The sequence below is a fragment of the Streptomyces sp. Q2 genome (assembly GCF_056820935.1).
This window is the reverse complement of record NZ_JBXEJE010000037.1, coordinates 59646-78031: the sequence shown is the minus strand read 5'-3', so window position 1 is coordinate 78031 and position 18386 is coordinate 59646. Positions and strand designations below refer to the sequence as shown.

Sequence of the window (18386 nt, the reverse complement as noted above, 5' to 3'; positions counted from 1 at the left end):
GTGACCTCCGGCCCGCCGCACGAGATGGGAACGTGGGTTGCTGAAGTCTGCCCGCAATGAGGAGAAGGATCCCGAGGGGCGGATGCCCCTCGCGGAGCACCTTCGCGAGCTTCGCAACCGGCTCGCGAAGGCGATGCTGGCCATCGTCGCCATCACTGTCGTTGCTGCCTTCTTCTACAACGACATCATCAATCTCATCACCAGGCCGATCCTGGACTCGGTCGGCTGTGAGCAGACCTTCGAGCAACTGGCCAAGTCGAAGTCCAGCGAACCGTGTGCGCAGATCACCATCAACGGTCTGCTCACCCCCTTCACCCTGGCCTTGAAGGTCTCACTGATGGCGGGCGTGGTTCTGGCCTCGCCGGTCTGGCTGTACCAGTTGTGGGGCTTCGTCGCGCCCGGCCTGCACAGGCACGAGAAGAAGTACGCCTACGCGTTCGTCGGCACCGGTGTCCCGCTGTTCCTCGGCGGCGCCTACTTCGCCTACACGGTGCTGCCCACCACGGCGAAGGTGCTGCTCGAGTTCACCCCGGCCGACGCTTCCAACCTGCTGCCGCTGGACGACCTGCTGGACCTCGTCATTCGCATGGTGCTCGTCTTCGGTCTCTCCTTCGAGCTGCCCCTGCTGCTGGTCTTCCTCAACCTCACCGGGGCGATCACCGGCAAGCGGATGCTCGGCTGGTGGCGTGGCATGATCATGGGCATCACGGTGTTCGCGGCCGTCGCCACGCCCAGCACCGACCCGCTGACGATGCTGGCGCTCGCCGGACCGATCTGGGTCCTGTACTTCGGTGCGGTCCTCTTCTCGCTGCTCAACGACCGGCGCAGGCGCCGCCGCGACGAGCTGGGTCCCGCCGACGACGAGGCTTCCGAGCTCGACCTCACCCCCGAGGAGATCGGCGAGGTGGAGACCGTCTCGGCCACCAGGGCGCTGCCCGAGCAGGCGAGCACGGAACGGGTCAACGGTTATGACGACGTGACCTGATCGACTCGGCCGCCCTTGTAACGTCCGGGGCGTGACCAGCGAGATCACCCTCTTCGTCAACCCCACCGCGGGTCGCGGCCGGGGCGCCCACGCGGCGCAGCCGGCCGCTTCGGCTGTCCGGGCGGCCGGCTTCTCCGTGCGTACGGTCCTCGGCGCGAACGCCGAGGACGCCCTTACCCGCGTGCGTGCCGCCGTCGCCGACGGCACTGGTGCCGTGATCGCCGTCGGCGGGGACGGCATGGCGAATCTGGCTCTGCAGGCCGTCGCCGGGACGCGTACCCCGCTCGGCCTGGTCGCGGTGGGCACCGGCAACGACTTCGCCCGGGCTCTTGGTCTGCCGGTGCGCGACCCCGCCGCCGCGGGCCGCGTGATCGCCGACGCCCTCAAGGGCGCCCGGATGCGCGACATCGACCTCGGCCGGGTGGACGGCCGGTGGTTCGGAACGGTCCTCGCCTCCGGCTTCGACTCCCGGGTCAACGACCGCGGCAACCGCATGCGCCGGCCGACGGGGCGTCTCAAGTACGACCTGGCGATGCTCGCCGAACTCGCCGCCTTCCGCCCGTATCCGTACCGGATCACGCTGGACGACGGCGACGTCAGGGAGGTCGAGGCGACCCTGGTGGCCGTCGGCAACGGGTCCTCGTACGGCGGCGGCATGCGGATCTGTCCGGGCGCCGACCTCACCGACGGGCTGTTCGACGTCACGGTGGTCGGGGACTGCAGTCGTACGACGCTGCTCAAGGTCTTTCCGAGCGTGTACCGGGGCCGGCACGTCGACCATCCGAAGGTCACCGTGCTCCGGGCGGCCAAGGTGGAGATCGCCGCGCAGGGGATCACCGGGTACGCGGACGGCGAGCCGCTCGGGCCGCTGCCGCTGACCGCGCGCTGTGTGCCGGCTGCCGTCCGGATCGTAGGGCCGTGAGCTGCGGGAATCCGATGTTTATCGTCATCGGATCCGGATAATGATCGTCCTGTTGTCAGTGGGGCCCGGTAGTCTCGAAAGCACGATGACAGAGGACCTCTCACCGGCCGAGCGGTATGCGGCAGCACGTAGGCGCGCTGTCGAGCAGGCCACCGCGCTCGCCGGTTTCCGCGAGATGTACGACTTCGGCCTCGACCCCTTCCAGATCGAGTCCTGTCAGGCGCTCGAGGCGGGCAAGGGCGTCCTGGTGGCCGCGCCCACCGGCTCCGGCAAGACGATCGTCGGCGAGTTCGCCGTCCACCTCGCCCTGCAGCAGGGCAAGAAGTGCTTCTACACGACGCCCATCAAGGCGCTGTCGAACCAGAAGTACGCCGACCTGTGCCGCCGTTACGGCGCGGACAAGGTCGGCCTGCTGACCGGCGACAACAGCGTCAACTCGGACGCCCCGGTGGTCGTGATGACCACCGAGGTGCTGCGGAACATGCTGTACGCGGGGTCGCAGACCCTCCTCGGTCTCGGGTACGTGGTCATGGACGAGGTGCACTACCTCTCCGACCGCTTCCGGGGGGCCGTGTGGGAGGAAGTGATCATCCACCTCCCGGAGTCGGTCACGCTCGTGTCGCTGTCGGCGACCGTGTCGAACGCCGAGGAGTTCGGCGACTGGCTCGACACCGTGCGCGGCGACACCGAGGTGATCGTCTCCGAGCACCGGCCCGTGCCGCTGTTCCAGCACGTGCTCGCCGGGCGGCGGATGTACGACCTGTTCGAGGAGGGCGAGGGCCACAAGAAGGCCGTCAATCCCGACCTCTCGCGGCTGGCCCGGATGGAGGCCAGCCGGCCCTCGTACCAGGACCGCAGGCGTGGCCGTGCGATGCGCGAAGCCGACCGTGAGCGGGAGCGCCGGCAGCGCTCCCGCATCTGGACACCGAGCCGGCCCGAGGTCATCGAACGCCTGGACGCCGAGGGCCTGCTGCCCGCCATCACCTTCATCTTCAGCCGCGCCGCCTGCGAGGCCGCCGTCCAGCAGTGCCTGCACGCGGGCCTGCGACTCAACGACGACGAGGCACGGGAGAGGGTGCGCGCCCTGGTCGAGGAGCGCACCTCCTCCATCCCGACGGAGGATCTGCACGTCCTCGGCTACTACGAGTGGCTGGAGGGCCTGGAGCGCGGCATCGCGGCCCACCACGCGGGCATGCTGCCGACGTTCAAGGAGGTCGTCGAGGAGCTGTTCGTACGCGGCCTGGTCAAGGCGGTGTTCGCGACCGAGACGCTCGCGCTGGGCATCAACATGCCCGCGCGGTCCGTGGTGCTGGAGAAGCTCGTCAAGTGGAACGGCGAGCAGCATGCCGACATCACCCCCGGTGAGTACACACAGTTGACGGGACGTGCGGGCCGGCGCGGCATCGACGTCGAGGGGCACGCGGTCGTGCTGTGGCAGCGCGGGATAAGCCCCGACCACCTCGCGGGACTGGCCGGCACGCGCACGTATCCGCTGCGCTCCAGCTTCAAGCCGTCGTACAACATGGCGGTCAACCTGGTGGAGCAGTTCGGGCGGCACCGTTCGCGGGAGCTGCTGGAGACGTCCTTCGCGCAGTTCCAGGCCGACAAGTCGGTCGTCGGGATCTCGCGGCAGGTGCAGCGCAACGAGGAGGGGCTGGAGGGCTACAAGGCCTCCATGACCTGCCACCTCGGCGACTTCGACGAGTACGCGCAACTGCGCCGCCAGCTCAAGGACCGGGAGACCGAGCTGGCCCGGCAGGGCGTCAGCGAGCGGCGCGCCGAGGCCGCCGTCGCGCTGGAGAAGCTCAAGCCGGGGGACGTCATCCATGTCCCGACCGGCAAGTACGCGGGCCTCGCGCTGGTGCTGGACCCGGGGCTGCCGGCCGGGCGGTCGAACGGCCATCGCGGCTTCGAGTACCACGACGGCCCGCGTCCGCTGGTGCTGACCGCCGAGCGGCAGGTCAAGCGGCTCGCGTCGATGGACTTCCCGGTGCCCGTCGAGGCGTTGGAGCGGATGCGGATCCCGAAGTCCTTCAACCCGCGCTCGCCGCAGTCCCGTCGGGACCTCGCCTCCGCGCTGCGCACCAAGGCCGGGCACATTCCGACGGAGCGGGCCCGCAAGAAGCGGTCCCAGGCGGCCGACGACCGGGAGATCGCCCGGCTGCGCACCGCCCTGCGCGCGCACCCCTGCCATGGCTGCAACGACCGGGAGGACCATGCGCGTTGGGCCGAGCGCTACCACCGGCTGCTGCGTGACACCTCGCAGCTGGAGCGGCGTATCGAGGGGCGCACGAACACCATCGCTCGGACGTTCGACCGGATCGTGGCGCTGCTGACCGAGCTGGACTACCTGCGCGCCGACGAGGTCACCGAGCACGGCAAGCGGTTGGCCCGGCTGTACGGCGAGCTGGATCTGCTGGCGAGTGAGTGCCTGCGGGCCGGCGTGTGGGAGGGGCTTGCCCCCGCCGAACTGGCCGCCTGCGTCTCGGCGTTGGTGTACGAGTCCCGCGTCTCAGACGACGCCATGGCGCCCAAGGTGCCCTCGGGCAAGGCGAAGGCCGCGCTCGGCGAGATGGTCCGGATCTGGGGGCGCCTGGACGCCCTGGAGGAGGACTTCCGGATCACCCAGACGGAGGGTGTGGGCCAGCGCGAGCCGGACCTCGGCTTCGCCTGGGCGGCGTACATGTGGGCTTCGGGGAAGGGCCTCGACGAGGTGCTGCGCGAGGTGGAGATGCCTGCGGGGGACTTCGTGCGGTGGTGCAAGCAGGTGATCGATGTGCTGGGGCAGATCTCGGCCGCCGCGCATGCCGAGGGGTCTACGGTCGCGAAGAACGCGCGTAAGGCGGTCGACGAGCTGTTGCGGGGGGTTGTCGCCTACTCGTCGGTGGGGTGAGTCCCCCTGGCGTCGCGGCTCGCGGCTCGCGGTTGTGGCTCGCAGGTTGGGGGTCGGGGCCGTGTCGGGGGGTGTCCGTCCTCGGAACGGCGCGGAATCGGTTGCCTGGAGAGGTGCCGGCGTTGACGCGCCAACCGCTGCGGGCGGGACACCCCCCGACACGGCCCCTTGCCGCCGTACGCGGGTGCCGCGCCGCGGGGGCGGCGCACGAGCGGGTGGCGGGGGTGTGACTTCAGCGGCTCAGGTACGCTCGCCAGCCGCCGTACGAGGTGATGTCCTCGGCGTCTGTGAGAGCGTCCGGTTCGCACAGGAAGCCGGGGAGTCGGCTGCCGTCCGCCAGTTCCACGCTGCCCAGCGTCATCGGGCGGGGGAGGGCGGTCAGGAGTCTGCCCAGGCCCTCCGCGGGGAGGCGCCATACCTCTGTCTCGATGGCGGAACCGTCCTCGCCCACGTGGACGAGGCCCGGTTTCGGCGGGTTGGTCCGTAGCGCGTGCAGACGGTAGGCCGGCGCAGTGGTCGTGGTGTGGTCCAGGCGGGCGCCCAGGGCCAGGAGCTGGGGGTTCAGGGGCTGGCCGGACAGGTGGGCGCCCATCACCGCCAGGCGGGTCTCCGGCTGGAGCAGGGCGGCGATCCGGGCCAGGCGTTCGTCCGTGAACGCCGGGCCGATCAGCATCACGCCGAAGGGCAGGCCGTTGACCTCACCGGCCGGGGCGGCGACCGCCGCCAGGTCGAAGAGGTTCGTGGAGTTGGTGAAGCGGCCCAGACGGGCGTTGGCGCCCAGGGGGTCGGCGGCCACCTCGGCGAGGGTGGGGTGGCCGGGGGCGGTGGGGAGGAGAAGGGCGTCCGCGTCGGCGAGTTCGGTGCGGGCGCGGGTGCGCAGGGCCGCCAGGCGGTCGGTGTCGGCGAAGAGCTGGTGGGCCGGGATGTCGCGGGCACGGGTGATGATGCCGGCGACCGTGGGGTCGAGGGACGTGTCACCCTCGGCCATCGCCTTGTCGACAAAGGTTCCGACTGCTGTGTAGCGCTCGGCCACGAACGCGCCCTGGTAGAGCATCGCGGCGGCCTCGGTGAAGGGGCCGAGGTCCAGTTCCTGCACCGACGCGCCCGCCTGGATGAGTTGGGTCACCGCGGCCTCGTACGCCTGTGCCCAGCCGTCGTCCAGGTCGCCGAGCTGGTCGCGTGGCGGGACCGCGATCCGCCATGGGCCCGGCGTTCGCTGGGGGAGCGGTGGGAGGTCTCGGTCGGGTGGGGAGGCCATGTGGGCGAGTGCCTGCTCGGCCTCGGGGAGGGTGCGGGCGAAGACCGTCACGCAGTCGAGGGAGGCGCAGGCCGGGACCACGCCCGTGGTCGGGACCAGGCCGCGGGTCGGCTTCAGGCCGATGATGCCGTTGAAGGCGGCCGGCACGCGGCCCGAGCCCGCGGTGTCGGTGCCGAGGGAGAGGTCGACGATGCCCAGGGCCACCGCCACGGCCGAGCCGGAGCTGGAGCCGCCGCTGATCCTGGTCGGGTCGTGCGCGCCTCGGACGGCGCCGTGCGGGGAGCGGGTGCCGACCAGGCCCGTCGCGAACTGGTCCAGGTTCGTGGTGCCCAGCACGATCGCGCCCGCCGCGCGCAGGCGGGCGACGGCCGGGGCGTCGGCCTCGGGGGCGTAGGCGTACGACGGGCAGCCGGCGGTGGTGGGCAGGCCGGCCACGTCGATGTTGCCCTTGGCGGCGAGCAGGCGTCCGGCGAGGGGGAGTCGCTTGCCGGAGGCGATCTGTTCGTCGATCGTCCGGGCTTCCGCCTCGACCTCCGGCTGCGGTCGCAGGTCGATCCAGATCTCCGGGCGGTCGACCGCTTCGATGCGGGCGTAGGCGGCGCGGACGCGGGCGAGAGTGGTGGACATAGGAGGGTCCTCTTTCAGTTCGCGGCCGGGGCCAGGACGATCAGTGCCGTCCCGGCCTCCACCTGGTCGCCCGGCCTGGCCAGGATCTCCGTGACCACGCCGTCCATCGGCGCTTGCACCCTGGACTCCATCTTCATCGCCTCCAGGGCGAGCAACGGCTGGCCTGCCGTCACCTCGTCGCCCGGCCCGACGTTCACCTGCCAGACCGATGCGGCGAATTCGGCCTCGATCAGGCGGCCGCCGGGCGGGACGGTCACCTCGGCCGGGGGAGCGGCCGGAGCGGTCGCGGCCTCCGCCCGGGTGAACTCGCCCGCCGCCTCCCACGCGTCCCGCTCCGATGAGAACGCCGCCTGCTGGCGGGACCTGAACGCGTCGATGGACTCGGCGTTCTCGGCCAGGAAGGCCTGGTACTCGGCCAGTGAGAAGGTGCCCTCCTCGATGCGCGGTACGAAGCGGCCGGAGGTGATGTCGGCGCGCAGGTCGAGGAGTTCGTCGGCCTCGACCGGGTACCACCTGATCCGGTCGAAGAAGCGCAGGAGCCAGGGGGAGCCGGGCTCGAAGGCACCGCGCTGCTGCCAGCCGGACCAGACCTGGGTCGTCCGGCCCACGAACTGGTAGCCGCCGGGGCCCTCCATGCCGTAGACGCACAGGTACGCGCCGCCGATGCCGACCGAGTTCTCGGCCGTCCAGGTGCGTGCCGGGTTGTACTTGGTGGTCACCAGGCGGTGGCGGGGGTCGAGGGGGGTGGCGACCGGGGCGCCCAGGTAGACGTCGCCGAGGCCGAGGACCAGGTACTCCGCGTCGAAGACCGTGTCGTACACGTCCGCCACCGAATCCAGGCCGTTGACGCGGCGGATGAACTCGATGTTCCACGGGCACCAGGGCGCGTCGTCGCGGACGCCCGCCATGTAGCGGGCGATCGCCTCGCGGGTCGCCGGGTCGTCCCAGGAGAGCGGGAGGTGGACCGTGCGGGAGGGGACCACCAGTTCGTCGCTCGGGGGGAGGTTGGTGGTGATCTCCCGTACGGCGGTGAGGAGTTCGTGCTGTGGCAGGCGGCGCGGGTCCGTCTGGATCTGGAGGGACCGGATGCCGGGCGTCAGGTCGGTGATGCCTTCCGGGCCCTGCTCGGCCACCGCCTCCATCAGGGCGTGGACGCGCATGCGCTGGGCGAGGTCGAGCTCCATCGGGCCGAACTCGACCAGGAGGTTGTCGTCGCCGCTGCGGCGGTAGGTCACCTCGCCGTCCCGGGCGAGGATGCCGCCGTCCACGATGGTGGGGCGGGGGGCGCCCGCCACGTCGACCGGCGTGAACCGCACGGTGTCGCCCGGGCGCAGCTGGCCCAGCTTCCAGCGTTCGGTGCTGATCACCGTCGCCGGGCACACGAACCCGCCGAGGGAGGGGCCGTCCGGGCCGAGCAGCACCGGCATGTCGCCCGTGTAGTCGACGGCTCCCACGGAGTACGGGGTGTCGTGGATGTTGGACGGGTGCAGGCCCGCCTCGCCGCCGTCGGTGCGCGCCCAGCGCGGCTTCGGGCCGACCAGGCGGACGCCCGTGCGCGCCGAGTTGAAGTGCACCTTCCACTCGGCGGCGTAGAAGTCGTGGATGTCCTCCTCGGTGAAGAACTCCGGTGCGGCGTGCGGGCCTTCGACGGCCTTGACGTGCCACACGGCGGAGAAGTCCGGGCGGTCGGTCTGCGGGACCGGCGTGCCCTGGACGGTCGTCCCGCCGTGCAGGACGTCGCCCGTGCGCAGCGCCCGGCCGCCGTGTCCGCCGAACCGGCCCAGGGTGAAGGTGCTCGCGCTGCCCAGGAAGGCGGGCACGTCGAGGCCGCCGGCGACCAGGACGTACGTCCGCAGGCCGTGCTCGGAGGGTGTGCCGATCTCCAGTACGGCCCCCGCGGGCACCGTCACCGGCTCCCACCGCGCGACCGGCGCACCGTCGACGGTGACCGGGGCCGGTGCGCCCGTCACGCACACGGTCGTGGGGTGGGTGAACCGCAGCGACGGGCCCTGGAGGGTGCACTCGAGGCCGGGGGCGCTCTCCTCATTGCCCAGGGCGCGGTTTCCGAGCCGGAAGGACAGGTCGTCCATCGGTCCGCAGGGGGGTACGCCGACCTGCCAGTAGCCGGTGCGGCCCGGCCAGTCCTGCACGGTGGTGAGGGTGCCGCCGGCGACGACCTCGATGCGCGGGGTCGGATCACTCACGGAGGTGAGCGTCGCGGTGGAGTGCGTGGCCGTGGCGAAGTTCCGGTTCGCGAGTGCCGCCCGTACCAGGCCCAGGTTCGTCTCGATGCCGTCGACGCGGGTGCGGGCCAGCGCCTCGTCCAGCCGGCGCAGGGCGTGTGCCCGGTCCGGGCCGTACGCGATGACCTTCGCGAGCATCGGGTCGTACGACGTCGTCACCTCGGTACCGGTCTCGACCCAGCCGTCGACGCGCACGCCCGGCGGGAACTCGACGCGTGTCAACAGGCCCGCGCTGGGCCGGTGCTCGCGTGAGGGGTCCTCGGCGTACACGCGGGCCTCGACGGCGTGGCCGCGCGGGGCGCCCGGGTCGCGGACGACGTCCTGCTCACCGCGCGCCAGCCGCAGCATCCAGGCGACCAGGTCGACGCCGTAGATCTCCTCGGTGACCGGGTGCTCCACCTGGAGGCGGGTGTTGACCTCCAGGAAGTACGCCTCCTCGCGGGCGGCGTCGTAGACGAACTCGACGGTTCCGGCGGAGCGGTAGCCGACGGAGGCGCACAGGTCGTGTGCGGCTGTGGCGAGTTGCTCGCGTATGTGTGCGGGCAGGCCCGGTGCCGGGGCCTCCTCCAGCACCTTCTGGTTGCGGCGCTGGAGGGAGCAGTCGCGGTCGCCGAAGGTGACGACCCTGCCCTCGCCGTCGCCGAACACCTGCACCTCGACATGGCGGGCGTGCTCGACGAGGCGTTCCAGGAAGACGCCGGCGGAGGAGAAGGAGGCGGCGGCGACGCGCTGCACGCGCTCCCAGGCGTCGGCGAGTTCGTCGGCACCGTGACAGGCCGACATGCCGATCCCGCCGCCACCGCCGGTCGCCTTGAGCATGACCGGGTAGCCGATCCCGGCGGCCTGCGCCTGTGCTTCGTCCAGGGACGCCAGCAGGCCCGTCCCCGGGGCCAGCGGCACCCCGGCCGCCTGGGCCGCCGCGCGGGCCGTGTGCTTCGCGCCGAACAGCTCCAGCTGCTCCGGCGCCGGGCCCACGAACACGATCCCGGCGTCCTCGCAGCGGCGCGCGAAGGACGCGTCCTCGGACAGGAAGCCGTAACCGGGGTGGATCGCGCCCGCGCCGGTGTCCTTGGCGGCCTTCAGCACCAGGTCGGCGTCGAGGTACGACTCCTTCGCGGGCGCCGGGCCGAGCCGCACCGCCTCGTCGGCGAGCCGGACGTGCGGGGCGGAGCGGTCCGGGTCGGAGTACACCGCGACCGTGCGCAGGCCGAGTTCGCGTGCGGTGCGGATGATCCGGACCGCTATCTCGCCCCGGTTGGCGACGAGGAGGGTGTCGAAGGTCATGCGGTGCCCGCCTCGGTGATCGTCATCTCCACCGCCGTCGGCTCGAAGCCGTTGCACGGGTTGTTGACCTGGGGGCAGTTGGAGACGAGCACGAGGACGTCCCGTTCGGCTCGCAGGCTCAGCTTCAGCCCCGGGGAGGACAGGCCGTCGACGATGCCCAGGGTGCCGTCCTTCTCGACCGGCACGTTCATGTACCAGTTGATGTTGGAGACCAGGTCACGCTTGCCGAGGCCGTGGCGCGCGCCCTCGGCGAGGAAGTTGTCCACGCACGCGTGCTGGGCCCAGGTGTGGTGGCCGTACCGGAGGGTGTTCGACTCCTTGGAGCAGGCGCCGCCGACCGTGTCGTGCCGGCCCACGTCGTCGGCGACGACGGTCATCAGCGGCGTGTGCTCGTTGGACAGCAGCACGCTGCCCGTGGTGAGGAAGATGTTGCCCTGCGCGTGGATCGTGTCGGGGGCGCTGTAGCGGACCGAGGTGTCGTGGGCGTCGTAGACGAGGAAGTCGACGGCCTGGTTGCCGTGCAGGTCGGTGACGGTGAGAGTCTCGCCGGCGCGGATCACGGCCGACCACGCGGCGCGGGCGGGAACGACGGTCGTGCTCATGCGATCCCCCTGGCGGCAAGGAACTCGGCGGTGTTCAGGAAGGCGCGGCGGCCCTCGGGCGTGGCGTCCCACCGCGGGTCGCCCGGCCGGGTGGCGTCGGCGCGCCAGGCGAGCACCTCCAGCGGGGTGCTGACGTACTCGGCGCGTGGGTCCGCCGGATGCGGGACGTTGGCGAGCAGGACCGTCACGTCCTGCTCGGCGCGCAGCGTCACGCTGCTGCCGGGGCCGGCCGAGCCGGTGAAATCCAGGACGCCGTCCTCGCGGACCTCCACGCCCTGGAAGAAGGAGAGTGACGGCGGCAGGTCGCGGGGCTCCAGGCCGTTCTTGGCGGCGGCCAGCTTGAACAGTTCGCGCCCTGCCGGGGAGGGGCTCTGCGGGGTGCCGTCGCCGTACCGCTCCGCGTTGCGGACGAGGGTGGAGGTGCCGCACAGGGCGTCGTGCCGTCCGGAGGTGTCCGAGACCACCGAGGCGAGGACCCGGCCCTGGTCGGAGAGGAGCAGCCCGCCCTCGCCGAGGTAGGCGTTCCACTGGACCTTCACCGTGTCGGCCACGTTGAGCCGCTCCCAGGGCCGGTCGGCGACGAACAGCAGCAGGTGTGCGCAGGCGTCGCCGTGCGGGTCGGTCAGGCGCAGTTCGGTGCCGCGGGCCAGCACCCGGTGTGTGTAGTTGCCACCCGCCACCGTCTCGGCCCACACCAGGTGGCCCGCTTCGCAGGGCGGGTTCGGCCAGGTGCCGGCCGGTACGACGGGCATGGCCTCGGTGCGCGTGCCCTCCTGGGCGCGGGCATGGGCGCGAGCTCCGTACGTGGTCGCTGTCGCCATCGCGGGTCCTCCGGCTCCGTGTGTCGTCGTCCTGCTGAGGATTAATTTCTGTCGCTCGACAGAAATTAATGGCGGGACGGGTCGCCGGCGTTGCCGCGTCGTTGCCGCTCGGTTACCGGGCCCTCACGAAGATCACCGAGGGCGAGCGTGTGCGAGGATCGAACGCATGGGGACAGCAGGTGCAGACCGGAGCCGACGGGTCGGCAGGCCGCGGGCCGCGCAGCGGCCGGACAGCGGTCTCGAACCGCGCGAGGAACTGCTCGCCGCCGCGGCGGAGTTGTTCACCACGCTCGGCTACGCGGCCACCTCCACCCGTGCCCTCGCTGAGCGCGCGGGCATGCGGCAGGCGTCCATGTACCACTACGTCTCCGGCAAGGAGGGGCTGCTCGCCGAGCTCCTGGAGTCCACGGTCACGCCCTCGCTGGCGTATGCCCGGGAACTCCTCGCCGACGACGCCACCCCGGCCGAGGACCGGCTGTGGGAGCTGTGCCGTGCGGACGTGGACGTGCTGTGCGGCGGGCCGCACAACCTCGGCGTCCTCTACCTGCTGCCCGAGGTGCGCACCGAGGGGTTCGCCGGCTTCCACGCGGTTCGCGCCGAACTCAAGGACGCCTACCGGCAGTTGCTCGCGGCCACGGCGGCGGGCGGTGCGCTCGCCAAGGGTGAGCTCGATCTGCGGACGGATCTGGTGTTCGGGCTGATCGAGGGAGTCATCCTCGTGCATCGCTCCGACCCCGAGCGTCCGGTGTCGGCGTTCGCGGAGGCCACGGCGGACGCCGCGCTGCGCATCGCGGGGGTCTGAGCTCCTCGCGCCGCTCCCGCCGGGGGCACGTCACTCGTCACGGTGGGTGTTTTCGTATGTCCATAGGCCGTGACGCACCGTGTGCGATTGTATCCCCAGCGTGTAAATGGAGCTGAGCGTACTCCTGTCTTCGACCCCGTTTCAGGTGCTTGCTGAATATGACACGGCGATGATCCGGTCGGACTAAGCTCGCCCGCAGCGCACCGAGTTGAGATGTATTCGGGCGCTTGTTCCCAAAAAATACCGAAGATACCGACAGATCCATGACAAACCCCCCTGCAAGCTCCCCCGACACCCAGCCGATTTGTTTCAGAGGGCCCAGATGGTGAGTGTTCAATCTCCTCCCGGTCGCCGTGAACTTCCCTACGCGCGCGTGCTGTTGCTCCCCGCCATATTGATGGCCGCGGTGACCGGGGCCGCCGTCGCCGTGGTGACGGAGCCGGCCCGGGTGGCCGTCGGCTTGTGCGGAGCCGTCGCCACGCTGCTGGTGATCGCGACGGCGGCCGACGCGACGCGGCGCCGCCGCGCACTGCGGGACCTGCGTACGGACCACGCCCGTCACACCGCGTATCTGGAACGGCGGATCGCCGCCCACGACGAGGAGATGACGCGCCTCGCCAAAGAGATCGCACCGGCCGCGCTGGACCGACTGCGCCGTGGAAATACCCCCATGGAGGTGATTCGCGACCTCGGTCTCATCAACCCCGCGTGGAGTGAACTCCCCGAAGCGCAAGTGTCGTTGATCATGACCGTGCTCAAGATCGTCGACCAGGAAGAAGTCCTGCGCGACTCCACGCAGCGCTCCTTCGTCAACATCGCCCGCCGCGTCCAGGCGATCGTCCACCAGCAGGCCAGTGAACTCCGCGAGATGGAGGAGGACCACGGCCGCAACCCCGAGGTCTTCGACGACCTGCTGCGCATCGACCACGGCACCGCGCTGATCGGCCGGCTCGCCGACTCCATCTCCGTCCTCGGCGGCGGCCGGCCCGGCCGGCAGTGGCCCGAACCGGTCGCGCTGTACAGCGTGCTGCGCGGCGCCATGTCCCGGATCCTGGAGTACGGGCGCATCGACCTGTCCTCGATCGCCAAGGTCAACGTCAAGGGCACCGCCGTCGAGCCCGTCATCCACGCCGCGGCCGAACTCCTCGACAACGCCACCCGCTACTCGCCACCGCAGACCAAGGTCCACGTCACCGCCACCGAGGTGCAGACCGGCGTCGCCATCGAGATCGAGGACGCGGGCGTCAGCCTCAGCGAGGAGACCCGAGCCAAGGCCGAGGGCATGCTGGAGCGCGCCAAGGCGGGCCTCGACCTCGAGGACCTCGGGGAGTCCCCGCGCCTGGGCCTGGCCGTCGTCGGCCGGCTCTGCAAGACGTACGACATGCAGGTGTCGCTGCGCGCCTCCGCGTACGGCGGTGTCCGCGCGATCCTCGTCGTGCCGAGCGACATGCTCACCTCCGAGCCCGGCGTCGGACTCGCCCACGGCATCGGCGCCACCGCCGTGCCCCAGGTCGACCTCGGAGCCCTCCCGGGCCCCAAGCGCACGATCAAGAAGCGCCGCCCCACCAGCCCCAAGTTCACGGCCGCGCTCTCCCTGGAGGACGACGTCCCCGACGTCACCGAGTGGACCGCGGGCGGCCTGCCGCAGCGCCGCAGCCGGGTCAAGACCTCGCTCACCCAGCGGTACGCCGAACAGGCCGCCATCGAACAGGCGGAACGGGAGGGCCGGCCGACCATCTGGTCGACCGCCAAGCGCGAGCCCGAGCCCGAGCCGGAGCCGAAGGCGCCCGAGCCCCCGCCGGGCCTGTGGGTCCAGGCGTTCTTCGACGGACTCAAGCGCCCGGGCACCACCGCATCCACCCAGCCGACCAACGAACCGGCCCACGTCGAGGCCGACGACGAGGGGAACCTCAAGTGATCCAGCAGCGAGGCAATTTCGACTGGATGCTCACGGACCTCGCCAAAGGCGTACCGGGCATCCAGATGATCGTGGTGCTGTCCGCCGACGGCCTGCGCATCGCCCGCCACGGCGGTGACCCGGACACCGCCGACCGCGTCGCCGCGGCCTGCGCCGGCCTGCAGAGCCTGGCGACCGCCGTCGCCCAGGAGATCCCGGGCAGCGACGGCGAGATGAAGATGGTGCTCATCGAGATCAACGGCGGCTACTTCTACCTGATGGCCGCCGGCGCCAACGCTTACCTCGCGGTGCTCTCCGACGTGCGCGCCGAACCCGGCTTCATGAGCTCCCGCATGAGCGACCTGGTCATCCGGATCGGCGCGCACCTCACCAGTCCGCCCAGGCGCAACGGCCAGACCGTATGACTCCTCCGCAACGCCAGCGGCGATTCCCCAACCCAGAACCGGTTCCGCAACCCCGGCAGGAGGAACAGGAACCCCCCCAGGGGCAGAAGAAGAATCCCGAGCGGCTGTACGTGATCACCGGGCCGGACGGCGTCGAGCGCGTCGAGCTCGACCTGGTGACGTTAATCGTGGCGCGCGCCGACCCTCCGCCCTCCGCCACGCCCGAGCAGGCGGCGCTGCTCCGGCTGTGCACCGCCCCCCTGTCCGTGGCCGAACTGTCGGCCTATCTCAGTCTGCCGTTCAGCGTGGTGACCGTCCTGCTCACCGAGCTGGTGGCGGCCGAACTGGTGACGGTCCGCGCCCCGGTGATCCGTCAGGCGCTGGCCGACCGTTCCCTCCTCGAAGCGGTGATGCATGGACTTCAAAAGCTCTGACACCATCACGGGTCCCCGAACCGAGGACCACCTCCCGCACACCGCCGAGGCCGCGGTGAAGATCGTCATCGTCGGCGGCTTCGGGGTCGGCAAGACGACCATGGTCGGCTCGGTCAGCGAGATCAAACCGCTGACCACCGAGGAGACCATGACGCAGGCCGGTGTCGGGGTCGACGACAACTACGGCTCCGACACCAAGACGGCCACCACCGTGGCCATGGACTTCGGCCGCATCAGCATCACCGACCAGCTCGTGCTGTACCTCTTCGGCACCCCCGGTCAGGAACGCTTCTGGTTCCTGTGGAACGGCCTGTTCGAGGGCGCGCTCGGCGCGGTCGTGCTGATCGACACCCGTCGGCTCGAGGTCAGCTTCGACGTCATGGGACGCCTGGAGGAGCGCGGCGTACCGTTCGTGGTCGCCGTCAACTCCTTCCCGGACGCGCCCCGTTACCCCGTCGAGGAACTGCGCACGGCACTCGACCTGAGCCCGGACATCCCCATCATCGAGTGCGACGCGCGCCGCCGCGCCTCCAGCCGGGACACGCTGATGACCCTCATGCGCTTCTTGCACTCCCTGGCGATGAAGGGCTCGCTACGACGATGACCGCACCCCCGCCGCGACCGGCCGGCCCCGGCCGAACCAGGCATCCGGGCCGAACCCGGGTCCCGCGCCGGACAAGGCTCCCCCGCCGGACAAGCCTCCCCAGCCAGACCTCGGCCCCGCAGACAGACACGGCCCCCGGATCCACTTCGGAGCAACCACTGTGACGCCTGAATCCCACTCCCTGACCGGTACGGACCCCTCCCTCGGCCCCCCGCCCGGCTGCCCCGCCCACGGACGTGGACCCGGCGGACTGCACCGGCTCTACGGCCCCGAGGCAGAGGACCTCGGGTCCCTGTACGAGCAACTCCGGGAGGAGCACGGCCCGGTGGCGCCCGTGCTGCTGCACGAAGACGTCCCCATCTGGGTGGTGCTCGGCCACACCGAGAACCTGCACATGCTGCGCACGCCCTCGCTGTTCTGCCGGGACAGCCGCATCTGGACCCCGCTCCAGGAGGGCATGGTCAAGCCCGACCACCCCCTCATGCCGCACATCGCCTGGCAGCCCATCGCCTCGCACGCCGAGGGCGACGAGCACCTCAGGCTGCGCGGCGCGGTCACCGGCGCCATGTCGACCATCGACCACCGCGGCATCCGCCGCCACATCAACCGCCACACCCAGCGGCTCGTCAACCGCTTCTGCGAGGAGGGCACGGCCGACCTCGTCAGCGAGTTCGCCGAGCACCTGCCGATGGCCGTGATGTGCGAGATCCTCGGCATGCCCGACGAGTACAGCGACCGGCTCGTGCAGGCGGCCCGCGACGCGCTCAAGGGCACCGAGACCGCCATCGCCAGCCATGGCTACGTCATGGACGCGCTGAGCCGGCTCACCGCCCGGCGGCGCGCCCAGCCCCAGGATGACTTCACCAGCCACCTCATCACCCACCCGGCCCGCCTGACCGACGACGAGGTCAGGGAGCACCTGCGCCTGGTGCTCTTCGCCGCCTACGAGTCCACGACCAACCTCATCGGCAACGTGCTGCGCACGGTGCTCACCGACCCGCGCTTTCGCGCCCAGCTCAGCGGCGGCCAGATGACGGTTCCCGAGGCGGTGGAGCAGTCCCTGTGGGACGAGCCGCCGATCAGCACCGTCCTCGCGTACTTCGCCAAACAGGACACGGAGCTGGGCGGCCGGCGCATCCGCAAGGGCGACGGCATGCTGTTCGGCATCGCGCCGGGCAACATCGATCCACGAGTGCGTCCGGACCTGTCCGCCAACATGATGGGCAACCGCTCCCACCTCGCCTTCGGTGGCGGGCCGCACGAGTGCCCCGGCCAGGACATCGGCCGCGCCATCGCCGACACCGGGGTCGACGCGCTGCTGATGCGACTGCCGGACGTCGAACTCGACTGCGACGAGGACGAGTTGACCTGGGCGGAGTCGATCGCCTCACGCCACCTGGTGGAACTGCCCGTGCGGTTCGACCCCAAGCCGCAGCAGGACGTGCTGGAGAAGCCCGGCCACGCCGCGGTTCCGTCCCAGCGGTCCAACTGGCAGGTCGGCACGCACCCGCCGGAGCCGGCTCCCGTGTCCGTGGCTCAGCCCCAGCCGGTCGCGGCACCCCCGCAGCCGCCCGCGCCGACGCCCGAGCCGGTCCGGCCGATGGGCGCCTGGCGGCGCTTCCTGCGCTGGTGGCGCGGTTACTGACCGGCCCACTCGTCGTACGAGGACCAGGCCTGAAGAGTCCTGGGACTCCGGAAGCGGTGCGCCTTTCCCGTGACCGGATCGGTGAACTCCAGGCTCCGCGCCAGCAGTTGGAGCGGACGTCGGAAGTCACCGGCCGGTACGGGGCCGGTCACCACCGGGTAGAGCGGGTCGCCGAGGACGGGCACGCCCAGGGCGTTCATGTGCACCCGCAGCTGGTGGGTCTGCCCGGTGGTGGGAGTGAGCCGGTACCTGCCGAGGCCGGGCCCGCCGTGCTCGGCCAGTTCGACCCGGCTGACCGCGTTCGGCTCGCCCTCGACCTCGTACGCGGCCAGCACCCCGCGTTCCTTCACGATCCGGCTGCGTACGGTCCGGGGCAGGACGAGCCCGGGGTCGTACGGCGCCACCGCCTCGTACTGCTTGCGCACCAAGCGGTCGCCGAACAGCGACTGGTACGCGCCGCGCTCCTCGGGCCGCACGGTGAACAGCACCAGCCCGGCGGTGAGCCGGTCGAGCCGGTGCGCGGCGCCGAGCGTGGGGATGTCCAGTTCCCGGCGCAGCCGGGCGAGCGCGCTCTCGGTGACATGGCTGCCGCGCGGGGTGGTGGCCAGGAAGTGCGGCTTGTCGGCGACGACGATGTGCTCGTCGCGGTGCACCACCTCGATCGGGAACGGCACCGGCACCTCGGCCGGCAGCTCCCGGTGGAACCACACGAACATCCCCGGTACGTAGGCCGCGTCCGGCGCCACCGCCCGCCCGTCCGCCCCGACGATCCGCCCGGTGTCGAACATGTGGTCGACCACACCGGTGCCCGCTCCGGAGAGCCGTTCCGTCAGGTGGGCGCGCACGGTGGCCCACGGCCCCTCGGCGGGCAGTCGCACCCGCACCGGATCCACCCCCTCGCGCTGCGGCAGGGGAGAGGGCGGGATCCGGCGGCTGCGTGTCATCACGGGCAAGCGTAAGCGTGT

14 protein-coding genes are annotated in these 18386 nt (G+C 71.3%); 9 read left to right on the top strand and 5 right to left on the bottom strand.

All coding sequences use genetic code 11. The features are described 5' to 3' along the window. Positions 1-37 precede the first annotated feature (37 nt). From tatC to ACWBNA_RS34845, 3 genes are read left to right on the top strand one after another with little or no spacing between them, the layout of a single operon-like run. On the top strand, positions 38-985 hold the full coding sequence (gene tatC, locus ACWBNA_RS34855; protein WP_482708509.1) for a twin-arginine translocase subunit TatC: 948 nt from the start codon (positions 38-40) through the stop codon (positions 983-985). Positions 986-1016: 31 nt separating this feature from the next. Beyond that, positions 1017-1907 carry a diacylglycerol kinase gene (locus ACWBNA_RS34850; protein WP_482708508.1) on the top strand — a complete coding sequence of 297 codons (891 nt, stop codon included), beginning with the start codon at positions 1017-1019 and terminating at the stop codon, positions 1905-1907. A gap of 40 nt (positions 1908-1947) precedes the next feature. Next, positions 1948-4800 (top strand): DEAD/DEAH box helicase, encoded by a 2853-nt coding sequence (locus ACWBNA_RS34845; RefSeq protein ID WP_482708507.1) that lies wholly within the window; start codon positions 1948-1950, stop codon positions 4798-4800. Positions 4801-5032: 232 nt separating this feature from the next. On the opposite strand, the gene atzF is transcribed toward ACWBNA_RS34845, so the two are convergent. The 4 genes from atzF to ACWBNA_RS34825 are packed head-to-tail and all read right to left on the bottom strand — an operon-like array spanning position 5033 to position 11635. Further along, entirely contained in the window at positions 5033-6685 is a 1653-nt protein-coding gene (gene atzF, locus ACWBNA_RS34840; protein WP_482708506.1) for an allophanate hydrolase, read from the bottom strand. Positions 6686-6699: 14 nt separating this feature from the next. Continuing rightward, entirely contained in the window at positions 6700-10212 is a 3513-nt protein-coding gene (locus ACWBNA_RS34835; RefSeq protein WP_482708505.1) for a 5-oxoprolinase/urea amidolyase family protein, read from the bottom strand. Next, positions 10209-10814, bottom strand: coding sequence for an urea amidolyase associated protein UAAP2 (locus tag ACWBNA_RS34830; RefSeq protein ID WP_482708504.1), 606 nt, complete (start codon positions 10812-10814; stop codon positions 10209-10211). The genes ACWBNA_RS34835 and ACWBNA_RS34830 overlap by 4 nt, the downstream gene beginning before the upstream one ends. After that, entirely contained in the window at positions 10811-11635 is an 825-nt protein-coding gene (locus tag ACWBNA_RS34825) for an urea amidolyase associated protein UAAP1 (RefSeq protein WP_482708503.1), read from the bottom strand. The genes ACWBNA_RS34830 and ACWBNA_RS34825 overlap by 4 nt, the downstream gene beginning before the upstream one ends. A 166-nt stretch (positions 11636-11801) precedes the next feature. Here ACWBNA_RS34825 and ACWBNA_RS34820 point away from each other — a divergent pair, with 166 nt between their 5' ends. The 6 genes from ACWBNA_RS34820 to ACWBNA_RS34795 all read left to right on the top strand — a co-directional run bounded on the left by ACWBNA_RS34820 (position 11802) and on the right by ACWBNA_RS34795 (position 17421). Beyond that, complete coding sequence (locus ACWBNA_RS34820) at positions 11802-12437, top strand: TetR/AcrR family transcriptional regulator (RefSeq protein ID WP_482708502.1); 636 nt, start codon at positions 11802-11804, stop codon at positions 12435-12437. 322 nt (positions 12438-12759) lie between these two features. After that, positions 12760-14355: a sensor histidine kinase gene (locus ACWBNA_RS34815; protein ID WP_482708501.1), complete on the top strand. Its 1596-nt coding sequence runs from the start codon at positions 12760-12762 to the stop codon at positions 14353-14355. Continuing rightward, positions 14352-14759 carry a roadblock/LC7 domain-containing protein gene (locus tag ACWBNA_RS34810; protein ID WP_383864963.1) on the top strand — a complete coding sequence of 136 codons (408 nt, stop codon included), beginning with the start codon at positions 14352-14354 and terminating at the stop codon, positions 14757-14759. The genes ACWBNA_RS34815 and ACWBNA_RS34810 overlap by 4 nt, the downstream gene beginning before the upstream one ends. Then, positions 14756-15172, top strand: coding sequence for a DUF742 domain-containing protein (locus tag ACWBNA_RS34805; protein ID WP_482708500.1), 417 nt, complete (start codon positions 14756-14758; stop codon positions 15170-15172). The genes ACWBNA_RS34810 and ACWBNA_RS34805 overlap by 4 nt, the downstream gene beginning before the upstream one ends. After that, positions 15153-15776 carry a GTP-binding protein gene (locus ACWBNA_RS34800; RefSeq protein ID WP_482708499.1) on the top strand — a complete coding sequence of 208 codons (624 nt, stop codon included), beginning with the start codon at positions 15153-15155 and terminating at the stop codon, positions 15774-15776. The genes ACWBNA_RS34805 and ACWBNA_RS34800 overlap by 20 nt, the downstream gene beginning before the upstream one ends. Positions 15777-15936: 160 nt before the next feature. Next, on the top strand, positions 15937-17421 hold the full coding sequence (locus ACWBNA_RS34795; protein WP_482708498.1) for a cytochrome P450: 1485 nt from the start codon (positions 15937-15939) through the stop codon (positions 17419-17421). Here ACWBNA_RS34795 and ACWBNA_RS34790 read toward each other — a convergent pair. After that, on the bottom strand, positions 17415-18365 hold the full coding sequence (locus tag ACWBNA_RS34790) for an RluA family pseudouridine synthase (protein WP_482708497.1): 951 nt from the start codon (positions 18363-18365) through the stop codon (positions 17415-17417). The two genes, ACWBNA_RS34795 and ACWBNA_RS34790, sit on opposite strands and share 7 nt — an antisense overlap. Positions 18366-18386: the final 21 nt, after the last annotated feature.

What these genes read in the sequence shown, in the direction of transcription:
- ACWBNA_RS34845 (WP_482708507.1), top strand. Translation starts at nt 1,948, where the DNA reads ATGATCGTCCTGTTGTCAGTGGGGCCCGGTAGTCTCGAAAGCACGATG.
- atzF (WP_482708506.1), bottom strand. Translation starts at nt 6,685, where the DNA reads ATGTCCACCACTCTCGCCCGCGTCCGCGCCGCCTACGCCCGCATCGAA.
- ACWBNA_RS34835 (WP_482708505.1), bottom strand. Translation starts at nt 10,212, where the DNA reads ATGACCTTCGACACCCTCCTCGTCGCCAACCGGGGCGAGATAGCGGTC.
- ACWBNA_RS34830 (WP_482708504.1), bottom strand. Translation starts at nt 10,814, where the DNA reads ATGAGCACGACCGTCGTTCCCGCCCGCGCCGCGTGGTCGGCCGTGATC.
- ACWBNA_RS34825 (WP_482708503.1), bottom strand. Translation starts at nt 11,635, where the DNA reads ATGGCGACAGCGACCACGTACGGAGCTCGCGCCCATGCCCGCGCCCAG.
- ACWBNA_RS34820 (WP_482708502.1), top strand. Translation starts at nt 11,802, where the DNA reads ATGGGGACAGCAGGTGCAGACCGGAGCCGACGGGTCGGCAGGCCGCGG.
- ACWBNA_RS34815 (WP_482708501.1), top strand. Translation starts at nt 12,760, where the DNA reads ATGGTGAGTGTTCAATCTCCTCCCGGTCGCCGTGAACTTCCCTACGCG.
- ACWBNA_RS34805 (WP_482708500.1), top strand. Translation starts at nt 14,756, where the DNA reads ATGACTCCTCCGCAACGCCAGCGGCGATTCCCCAACCCAGAACCGGTT.
- ACWBNA_RS34800 (WP_482708499.1), top strand. Translation starts at nt 15,153, where the DNA reads ATGGACTTCAAAAGCTCTGACACCATCACGGGTCCCCGAACCGAGGAC.
- ACWBNA_RS34790 (WP_482708497.1), bottom strand. Translation starts at nt 18,365, where the DNA reads ATGACACGCAGCCGCCGGATCCCGCCCTCTCCCCTGCCGCAGCGCGAG.